The following is a 9,856-nucleotide window of genomic DNA, read 5'->3' as shown; positions in this document are numbered from 1 at the left end:
CAAGGAGGGAGACCTTCCCCTCGAGGCGGGGGGGACGCAACCGCCCCAGGGGGAGGGAAGAGGAACGAGCAAAAGAGGAAAAGGCCCCCACCCCCGCGGGGTGGCCGCCCTTCGGCGCGTCCGGGCCCCCTGAGGGGCCCGGACGGGATGTCAGACGAGGTCGCCGTTCGGCAGCTCGACCTTGGCGCCGAGCTCCACGAGCTTCTCCATGAAGTTCTCGTAGCCGCGGTTGATCAGGTCGATGCCGTGGACCCGCGAGGTGCCCTCGGCGGCCAGCGCCGCGATCAGGTACGAGAAGCCGCCGCGCAGGTCGGGGATGACCAGGTCGGCGCCCTGCAGCTTGGTGGGGCCGGAGACGACCGCCGAGTGCAGGAAGTTGCGCTGCCCGAAGCGGCAGGCGCTGCCGCCCAGGCACTCCCGGTAGAGCTGGATGTGTGCACCCATCTGGTTGAGCGCGGAGGTGAAGCCCAGGCGGGACTCGTAGACCGTCTCGTGGACGATCGACAGGCCCGTGGCCTGGGTCAGCGCCACGACCAGCGGCTGCTGCCAGTCGGTCTGGAAGCCGGGGTGGACGTCGGTCTCCAGCGCGATGGCGTTGAGCGGGCCGCCCGGGTGCCAGAAGCGGATGCCGTTGTCGTCGATCTCGAACGCCCCGCCGACCCGGCGGAAGGTGTTCAGGAAGGTCATCATCGAGCGCTGCTGGGCGCCGCGCACGTAGATGTTGCCGCCGGTGGCCAGGGCCGCGGAAGCCCAGGAGGCGGCCTCCAGGCGGTCCGGGAGCGCCTTGTGGTTGTAGCCGCCCAGCCGGTCGACACCCGTGATCCGGATGGTCCGGTCGGTGTCCATGGAGATGATGGCGCCCATCTTCTGCAGTACGCAGATGAGGTCCTCGATCTCCGGCTCGACGGCGGCGTTGCTGAGCTCGGTGACGCCCTCGGCCAGGACGGCCGTCAGCAGCACCTGCTCGGTCGAGCCGACCGACGGGTAGGGCAGGCGGATCTTGCAGCCGCGCAGGCGCTGCGGGGCCTCCAGGTACTGGCCGCCCTCGCGCTTCTCGATGGTCGCGCCGAACTGGCGCAGCACCTCGAAGTGGAAGTCGATCGGCCGGCCGCCGATGTCGCAGCCGCCCAGGCCCGGGATGAAGGCGTGGCCGAGGCGGTGCAGCAGCGGGCCGCAGAAGAGGATCGGGATCCGCGAGGAACCCGCGTGGGCGTCGATGTCCGCGACGTTCGCGCTCTCGACGTGCGAGGGGTCGAGGACCAGCTCGCCCGGCTCGTCGCCAGGGCGGACCGTCACCCCGTGCAGCTGGAGCAGCCCGCGCACGACCCGGACGTCACGGATGTCGGGAACGTTGCGCAGCCGGCTGGGCTCGCTGCCGAGCAGGGCCGCGACCATCGCCTTCGGTACGAGGTTCTTCGCGCCGCGGACACGGATCTCGCCCTCGAGCGGGGTTCCGCCGTGAACAAGCAGTACATCGTCGCTGATGCCGGTCATGAATCTCGCGTTCCGGAGAGGGGTGGGCAGGGGGACCAGTGAAAAGGGTAAGGGGCACTACCCCCCTGTTTGTATGGCTGACGTGGCCGTAGGACTGTCATGAATTCGCCACAACACCCTCGGTGCCCGCCCCATGGCGGAGTGTCGCGTTCCGCCCAGGGCCGGAGCAACCGGCCGCGCGCGCTCCGTACTGCTGCCGTGCGCCCCTGAGCTGCATACAACCCGATATCTCCGGCCACTCCCCCTGAAGGGCGAATGTGCGAGATCATGTGGCCATGACCGAGGTGTCCTCCCTCACAGGGCGGCTGCTCGTGGCCACCCCCGCCCTCGCGGACCCGAACTTCGACCGCGCGGTGGTGCTGCTGCTCGACCACGACGAGCAGGGCTCGCTCGGCGTCGTCCTCAACCGGCCCACCCCCGTGGGAGTCGGCGACATCCTGCTGCCGTGGGCCCCGCTGGCCGGCGACCCCGGCGTGGTCTTCCAGGGCGGCCCGGTGGCACTGGACTCGGCGCTCGGCGTGGCGGTCATCCCGGGCGAGGAGGGGCCACTCGGGTGGCGCCGGGTGCACGGGGCGATCGGCCTGGTCGACCTGGAGGCCCCGCCGGAACTGCTGGCGGCGGCGCTGGGCGGCCTGCGCATCTTCGCGGGCTACTCCGGCTGGGGCCCGGGGCAGCTGGAGGAGGAGCTCGGCGGCGGAGCCTGGTACGTCGTGGACTCCGAGCCCGGGGACGTGTCGTACCCCGACCCGCAGCGGCTGTGGCGAGCGGTGCTCCGGCGCCAGCGCAGCGAGCTGGCGATGGTGGCCACCTATCCGGACGACCCGTCGCTGAACTGACCCGCCCGGGGATCGGTACCCTGGCCTGTATGAGCACTCTTGAGCCCGAGCGCGGGACTGGTACGGGGACCCTCGTAGAGCCGACGCCGCAGGTGTCCCACGGCGACGGCGACCACGAGCGCTTCGCCCACTACGTCCAGAAGGACAAGATCATGGAGAGCGCGCTCGGGGGAACCCCCGTCGTCGCGCTCTGCGGCAAGGTCTGGGTGCCGGGCCGCGACCCGAAGAAGTACCCGGTCTGCCCCATGTGCAAGGAGATCTACGAGTCCATGGGCTCGGGCGGGGACAAGGACAAGGGCGGCAAGGACAAGTAGTCCGGCCCCCCTCCGGTAGTTCGGCCCCCCTCCGGCGGGACCAAGGCCCTCGGATGCGCTGTGCGCGTCCGAGGGCCTTTGCCGTGCCCGGGCGGCGGGCTAGGGTCGGCGGCGTAAGCGCCATGTGAAACGCCCGTTGCGCATGCTGCAACGGCCGGGACCTGGAGGGGTCGAGGCCATGCCCGAGTTGATTCCGGAGCCGCGGTACGCGCGGTTCGGCCACGTCGCCGGCGTCTGCACGCTGGAGGACCCGGTGCTCGCCGCCGGCCCCGGCACCGGGGGCGCCGCGCGCTGGCTGCGCCGGGAGCTCGGCGCGGCCACCGGCTGGGAACTGCCCGCACGGGTACCGGGGCAGGAGGACGGGGGGCGCACGGTGATCCGTCTCGAGCTGCGCCCCGACCTCGCAGGCAGCGTCGGTGCGGAGTCGTACGAGGTGCACGTCACGCACGGCGGCGTACTGCTCGAAGGCGCCGACCCCGCCGGGCTCTTCTACGCCGCCCAGACGTTGCGTCAGCTCCTCGGCCCCGAGGCGTACCGGCGCGCACCGGTGGCCCCGGGCCGCGCATGGACGCTGCCGGTGGGAGACCTCCTGGACGGCCCCCGCTTCGGCTGGCGCGGGATGATGCTCGACGTGGCCCGGCACTTCACGCCCAAGGACGGTGTGCTGCGGTACATCGACCTGCTCGCCGCGCACAAGCTGAACGTGCTGCACCTGCATCTGACGGACGACCAGGGATGGCGGGTCGAGATCAAGCGCTACCCGAGGCTCACCGAGGTCGGTGCCTGGCGGGCGCGCAGCCGCTGGGGGCACCGGGCCTCGCCGCTCTGGAACGAGACCCCGCACGGCGGCTTCTACAGCCAGGACGACATCCGCGAGATCGTCGCGTACGCCGCTGAACGGCACGTGCGGGTGGTCCCCGAGATCGACGTACCGGGGCATTCGCAGGCCGCCATCGCCGCGTACCCGGAGCTGGGCAACACGGACGTCGTCGACACGTCCGCGCTCGGGGTGTGGGAGGACTGGGGGATCAACGAGAACGTGCTCGCCCCCACGGAGGCCGTCCTGCGGTTCTACGAGGGGGTCTTCGAGGAGCTGCTGGAGCTGTTCCCGGCCGAGGTCTCGCCCTTCGTGCACATCGGCGGCGACGAGTGCCCCAAGGCGCAGTGGAAGGCGTCGGCGCTCGCCCAGCAGCGCATCGGTGAACTGGGGGTGGACGGCGAGGACGGACTGCAGTCCTGGTTCATCCGGCACTTCGACAACTGGCTGGCCGGGCGCGGGCGCAGGCTCATCGGCTGGGACGAGATCCTGGAGGGCGGCCTGGCCGAGGGGGCCGCCGTCTCGTCGTGGCGCGGCTACGCGGGCGGGATCGCCGCCGCCGAGGCCGGCCACGACGTGGTCATGTGCCCCGAGCAGCAGGTGTACCTGGACCACCGTCAGGCGGGCGGCGCCGACGAGCCGATGCCGATCGGGTACGTGCGCTCGCTGGAGGACGTGTACCGGTTCGAGCCGGTGCCGCCGAAGCTCTCGCCGCAGGCCGCGGCCCACGTACTCGGGGCGCAGGCCAACGTGTGGACCGAGGTGATGGAGAACCAGAGCCGGGTCGACTACCAGGTGTTCCCGCGGCTGGCGGCCTTCGCGGAGGTCGTGTGGTCACAGCTGCCCGAGCCCGCGGAGCGCGACTACGCGGACTTCGAGGCGAGGATGGGGGCGCACTACCGGCGCCTGGACGCCCTCGGCGTCGACTACCGGCCGCCGGGCGGGCCGTTGCCGTGGCAGCGGCGGCCCGGAGTACTCGGGCGCCCGATCGAGGGTGCGCCCCCGAACGTGTGACACGTGCGGGGCGGCGGGAACCGGAACTCTGTTCACTTTTCCTCCTGTACGGGGGAAAACGGGCGATAGGGGAGGGGTCCGGCGAAGGCGGCGCGAGGGCCCGGGGTGGGAGCCGGACCGGGGCCGGACCGGGAGCGGGAACCCCCCGGCCGACCCTCGCGCCGGGCGCCCTGGAAGATGTGCCAGAGTTGCCACGTCCCGGCGGTGAGGACGTACCGTACGGCGGACAGGCGTGAGCGCCGGGACCGGGACATCGGGAAGGGGCAGCTGGGTTGACCACGCACGCACCGCAGGCGGCGCAGTCCGTGACGCTGCCGGCCTCGCTCGACGAGGCCGTGGCGGCGCTCGCCGCCATGCCCGCCGCCGTGCCCGTAGCGGGCGGCACCGACCTCATGGCCGCCGTCAACGCCGGGCTGCTGCGGCCCGCCGCGCTGGTGGGCCTGGGCCGGATCAACGAGATCCGTGGCTGGCAGTACCAGGACGGGCACGCACTGCTCGGCGCGGGCCTCACCCATGCCCGGATGGGGCGGCCCGACTTCGCCGCCCTGATCCCGGCCCTGGCGGCCGCCGCGCGCGCCGCCGGGCCGCCGCAGATCCGCAACGCCGGGACGCTCGGCGGGAACATCGCCACGGCCGCGCCGACGGGCGACGCGCTGCCCGTGCTGGCCGCGCTGGAGGCCGTGCTCCTCATCGTCGGGCCGGGCGGTTCGAGCCGCGAGATCCCGGTGTCGCACCTGCTGGCCGGCCGCGAGATGCTGCGGCCGGGCGAGCTGATCGGCTTCGTACGGGTTCCGCTGCTGCACGCGCCGCAGGTCTTCCTGAAGGCCACGGGGCGTACGGGGCCGGGGCGCGCGGTGGCGTCCGTGGGGCTCGTACTGGATCCCGCGCGCCGGGGTGTGCGCTGTGCGATCGGCGCGGTCGCGCCGATGCCGCTGCGGCCGCTGGAAGCGGAGCAGTGGGTGGCGTCGTTGATCGACTGGGACGGGGAGCGGAGCCTGGCCCCGGAGGCGCTGGAGGCCTTCGGCGAGTACGTCGCGGCCGCGTGCGTGCCCGACCAGGGGGAACCGGTGGCTCCCGGTGTACTGCATCTGCGGCGGACGGTGGCCGTGCTGGCACGGAGGGCCCTGGGGAGGGCGCTGACCTCATGAGTGAGAACGAGATCGAGAACGTGAGTGGTGGCAGCGGTCCCGCGTGGGGCTGGGAGCCGGTGCCGCACGGCGGCGAGTACGACTCCGACGCGACGGCCTTCGTGAAGCTGCCGCAGGACATGCTGGACGCGCTCGACACCGGGGAGCCGCTGGCGGCCCCCGGACACGGGTACGTGCCGCCGCCGATGATCGTGCCGCTGGGTTCCGCGAGCACGGATCCGGCGGCTACCGGGACGTGGACGATTCCGGTGCAGTGGCCGGAGGCCGGGGCCGCGGCGCCCGCGGACCCGGCGCCCGCGGCTGCGCCCGGGCCGGCTCCTGCTCCGGCTCCGGTACGCGGGCCGATCCCCGCGTCGGTGCCGATCCCGGCGTCGGTGGCGGCGGCGTTCGCCGAGCAGGTGGCGCCGGTGGAGCACGCCCCGGTGGAGCACGCGCCGGTGGGCGGCGAGCCGGAGTCCGGGGCGGGTGCCGTCCCGGGTACCGGAGCTGATCTCCCGCTGGACGTCGACCCGGGGGCGACCGCCGAGTGGCGGTTCCCCGAGGCCGCGACGGGCGAGTTCCACACGGGTGAGTTCCGCACCGGTGAGTTCCAGACGGGCGAGTTCCACACCGGTGAGTTCCGCACGGGCGAGTTCAGCACCGGTGAGTTCCGCACGGGCGCCCTGGCGGCCGACTGGAGCCAGGCCCCGGCGACGCTGCCCGGCGGGGCGGCGGCCCCGTGGGCGAGCCACCCCGACTTCGACGGGGGCCAGGGCTCGGAGCTGAGCTCGGGCGTGCTGCCCGGGGCTCCCGCGGCCGGCGCCCCGTTCCGAGGGCCGCGCGTGCTGGGCGGCCCCGGCGTGGGCACCCCGCTGCCCGGACCGGAGCCGGAGGGGGAGCCGGTGCGCCCGGCCCCGCACGACATCGAGGCCGTCCACGGTCCCGCCGAGCCCCTGGCGACGGGCGAGCGCCCGCATCCGGGGACGGAGGCCGGGCCCGACGCAGTGGCCGGGGCGGTGCCCGGGGCGACCGACGGGCACGGCTTCGTGGTGCCGCCCGTGGAGGCCGAGGCCGAAGCCGAGGCCGAGGCTGTGGCCGGGGTCGAGCCCCAGGTCGAGGCCGAAGCCGAGGCCGTGGTGGTGGCCGAGGTCGGAGCCGAGGCCGAGCCCGCTCCGGGTGAGGACGCCGCCGACCGTGCTGTCGCGGCGGGCGAGGGGGACGCCGGCGAAGGGGCGCCCGACGCCGGGCCGACGTACGAAGAAGAACCGGAAGCCGCGGCCGTCGCCCATCACGAGCACCCGCTGGCCTCCTACGTGCTGCGCGTCAACGGCGCCGACCGCCCCGTCACCGGCGCCTGGATCGGCGAGTCCCTCCTCTACGTGCTGCGCGAGCGCCTCGGCCTCGCCGGCGCCAAGGACGGCTGCTCGCAGGGCGAATGCGGCGCCTGCGCCGTGCAGGTCGACGGGCGCCTGGTCGCCTCCTGCCTCGTCCCGGCGGCGACGGCCGCGGGCAGCGAGGTGCGCACGGTCGAGGGTCTGGCGACGGACGGGGAACTGTCCGACGTGCAGCAGGCGTTGTGCAGGTCGGGTGCGGTGCAGTGCGGATTCTGCGTGCCCGGCATGGCCATGACCATCCACGACCTGCTGGAGGGCAACCACGCCCCCACTGAGCTGGAGACCCGCCAAGCCCTGTGCGGGAACCTCTGCCGCTGCTCCGGCTACAAGGGCGTCATCGATGCGGTGCAGGAGGTCGTGGCCGGGCGCGAGGCGGCCGCCGCCGGGAACGCGACCGCGCCGGCAGCAGCGACCGAACCGCGCATTCCGCATCAGGCCCCGCCCGGTGAGGGCGGCATCCACGGCAGCCACAACGGAGGCACGGCGTGAGCGGGCAGGACGCGACGGCGACGACGGCCGCGGCAGGGGGCTCCACCACGGTGGTGGCCACCCCGGCGGCCGCTGCGGCCGCGGCACAGGCCTCGGAGCAGGAGGTGCTGCGCGGGATCGGAGTCTCCGTCCCGGCCGCGGACACCCGTGCCAAGTCCGAGGGCACCTTCCCCTACGCCGCCGACCTGTGGGCCGAGGGCCTCCTGTGGGCCGCCGTGCTGCGCTCCCCGCACGCCCACGCCCGGATCCTGTCCATCGACACCTCGGCCGCCGCCGAGATGCCCGGCGTGCGCGCCGTCGTCACCCACGCCGACGTCCCCGGCGCCACCACGCACGGCCGCCGCATCGCCGACCGGCCGGTGTTCGCGCACGACGTGGTCCGCCACCACGGCGAGCCCATCGCCGCCGTCGCCGCCGACCACCCCGACACGGCGCGGCTCGCGGCCGCCGCCATCGCGGTCGAGTACGAGCTGCTGGACGCGGTGACCGACCCCGAGCAGTCGTTCGGGGCGCCCGCGCTGCACCCCGACGGCAACCTGATCCGGCACATCCCGCTGCGCTACGGCGACCCCGAGGCCACCGGCGAGGTCGTCGTCGAGGGCCTCTACCGCATCGGCCGCCAGGATCCCGCGCCCATCGGCGCGGAGGCCGGGCTGGCCGTCCCGCGGCCCGACGGCGGCGTGGAGATCTACACGGCCTCCACCGACCCGCACAACGACCGCGATCTGGCCGCGGCGTGCTTCGGGCTGGAGCCCGACCGGGTACGGGTCGTCGTGACCGGCGTGCCCGGTGCGACGGCCGACCGCGAGGACGCGGCGTTCCAACTGCCGCTCGGGCTGTTGGCGCTGCGTACCGGCTGCCCGGTGAAGCTCGCCGCCACCCGCGAGGAGTCCTTCCTCGGCCACACCCACCGCCACCCGACGCTGCTGCGCTACCGCCACCACGCGGACGGCGAGGGCCGCCTGGTCAAGGTCGAGGCCCAGATCCTGATGGACGCCGGCGCGTACGCCGACGCCTCCTCGGAGTCGCTCGCGGCGGCGGTGGCGTTCGCGTGCGGCCCGTACGTCGTCCCGCACGCCTTCGTCGAGGGCTGGGCGGTGCGTACGAACAACCCGCCGTCGGGCCACGTCCGCGGCGAGGGCGCGATGCAGGTCTGCGCCGCGTACGAGGGCCAGATGGACAAGCTCGCGGCCGCCCTGGGCCTCGACGGCGCGGAACTGCGCATGCGAAACGTCCTGGCCACGGGCGACCTGCTGCCCACGGGCCAGACGGTGACCTGCCCCGCGCCGGTCGCCGAACTCCTGCGCGCGGTACGGGACTTCGAGCTCCCCTCGCTCCCGAAGGACACCCCGGAGGACGAGTGGCTGCTCCCCGGCGGCCCGGAGGGCGCGGGGGAGCCGGGCGCGGTGCGGCGCGGGGTCGGCTACGGCGTGGGCATGGTCCACATGCTCGGCGCGGAGGGCACGGACGAGGTCTCGACGGCGACGGTCAAGGTCGTGGGCGGGGCGGCGACGGTCATCTGCGCGGCCGTCGACACCGGCCAGGGCTTCTCCACGCTGGCCCGCCAGATCGTCCAGGAGACCCTGGGTGTCGACGAGGTGGTCATGGCCCCGGTCGACACCGACCAGCCCCCGGCGGGCCCGTCGGCGCACGGCCGCCACACGTGGGTCTCGGGCGGTGCGGTGGAGCGGGCCGCGAAGATGGTCCGTACGCAGCTCCTCCAGCCGATGGCGCACAAGCTGGGCATGTCCACGGAACTCCTGCAGATCGCGGACGGCCGCATCACCTCGTACGACGGGGCCTTCTCCATGACGGTGACCGAGGCCATGGAGGGCAAGGAACTCTGGGCGACGGCCCAGTGCCGCCCCCACCCGACCGAGCCGCTGGACGGGGACGGACAGGGCGACGCCTTCGTGGGCCTGGCCTTCTGTGCGATCCGCGCGGTGGTGGACGTGGACATCGAGCTCGGCTCGGTGCGCGTGGTCGAGCTGGCGGTGGCACAGGACGTCGGCCGCGTGCTCAACCCCCGCCAGCTGGAGGCCCGTATCGAAGCCGGGGTCGTCCAGGGCGTGGGCGCGGCCCTGACGGAGAACCTCCGTACGGTTTCGGGGCTGGTGCGCCACCCCGACCTGACCGGCTACGCCCTGCCGACTTCGCTGGACGCCCCGGCGGTGCGCATCGTCAAGCTGGTGGAGGAGCGCGACGTGGTGGCGCCGTTCGGCGCCAAGGCGGCGAGCGCCGTCCCGGTGGTGACCTCCCCGGCGGCCATCGCCTCGGCGGTCCGGGCGGCCACGGGGCGCCCGGTCAACAGGCTCCCGATCCGGCCGTCGGCGGCGGTCGCGGCGCCCGGCTCGTAACGGTGAGTGTCGGT

7 protein-coding genes are annotated in these 9,856 nt (G+C 74.1%); 6 read left to right on the top strand and 1 reads right to left on the bottom strand.

Annotated elements, in window-relative coordinates; genetic code table 11:
- Positions 1–150: 150 nt before the first annotated feature.
- The gene (gene murA, locus ACZ7GJ_RS30635) at positions 151–1,494 is read right to left on the bottom strand and encodes a UDP-N-acetylglucosamine 1-carboxyvinyltransferase (protein ID WP_365921561.1); all 1,344 of its coding nucleotides are present in this window, start codon (positions 1,492–1,494) and stop codon (positions 151–153) included.
- 275 nt (positions 1,495–1,769) lie between these two features.
- Between murA and ACZ7GJ_RS30630 the strand changes: the two genes are divergently transcribed.
- The 6 genes from ACZ7GJ_RS30630 to ACZ7GJ_RS30605 all read left to right on the top strand — a co-directional run bounded on the left by ACZ7GJ_RS30630 (position 1,770) and on the right by ACZ7GJ_RS30605 (position 9,842).
- A complete protein-coding gene (locus ACZ7GJ_RS30630; RefSeq protein WP_470756152.1) occupies positions 1,770–2,330 on the top strand; it encodes a YqgE/AlgH family protein in 561 nt (186 codons plus the stop codon).
- 29 nt (positions 2,331–2,359) lie between these two features.
- Positions 2,360–2,644 (top strand): DUF3039 domain-containing protein, encoded by a 285-nt coding sequence (locus ACZ7GJ_RS30625; RefSeq protein WP_280915257.1) that lies wholly within the window; start codon positions 2,360–2,362, stop codon positions 2,642–2,644.
- 178 nt (positions 2,645–2,822) lie between these two features.
- On the top strand, positions 2,823–4,475 hold the full coding sequence (locus tag ACZ7GJ_RS30620; protein ID WP_470756151.1) for a beta-N-acetylhexosaminidase: 1,653 nt from the start codon (positions 2,823–2,825) through the stop codon (positions 4,473–4,475).
- Positions 4,476–4,747: 272 nt separating this feature from the next.
- Positions 4,748–5,623, top strand: a complete 876-nt coding sequence (locus tag ACZ7GJ_RS30615; RefSeq protein WP_470756150.1) for an FAD binding domain-containing protein — start codon at positions 4,748–4,750, stop codon at positions 5,621–5,623.
- Positions 5,620–7,485 carry a 2Fe-2S iron-sulfur cluster-binding protein gene (locus ACZ7GJ_RS30610; RefSeq protein ID WP_470756149.1) on the top strand — a complete coding sequence of 622 codons (1,866 nt, stop codon included), beginning with the start codon at positions 5,620–5,622 and terminating at the stop codon, positions 7,483–7,485. Before ACZ7GJ_RS30615 ends, ACZ7GJ_RS30610 begins: the two co-directional genes overlap by 4 nt.
- Positions 7,482–9,842 carry a xanthine dehydrogenase family protein molybdopterin-binding subunit gene (locus ACZ7GJ_RS30605; RefSeq protein ID WP_470756148.1) on the top strand — a complete coding sequence of 787 codons (2,361 nt, stop codon included), beginning with the start codon at positions 7,482–7,484 and terminating at the stop codon, positions 9,840–9,842. The genes ACZ7GJ_RS30610 and ACZ7GJ_RS30605 overlap by 4 nt, the downstream gene beginning before the upstream one ends.
- The last annotated feature ends 14 nt before the right edge of the window (positions 9,843–9,856 follow it).

This window comes from Streptomyces sp. NPDC037242, assembly GCF_055604165.1.
Note: the sequence above shows the minus strand (reverse complement) of the source record. Positions and strands in the feature narration are given on the sequence as shown.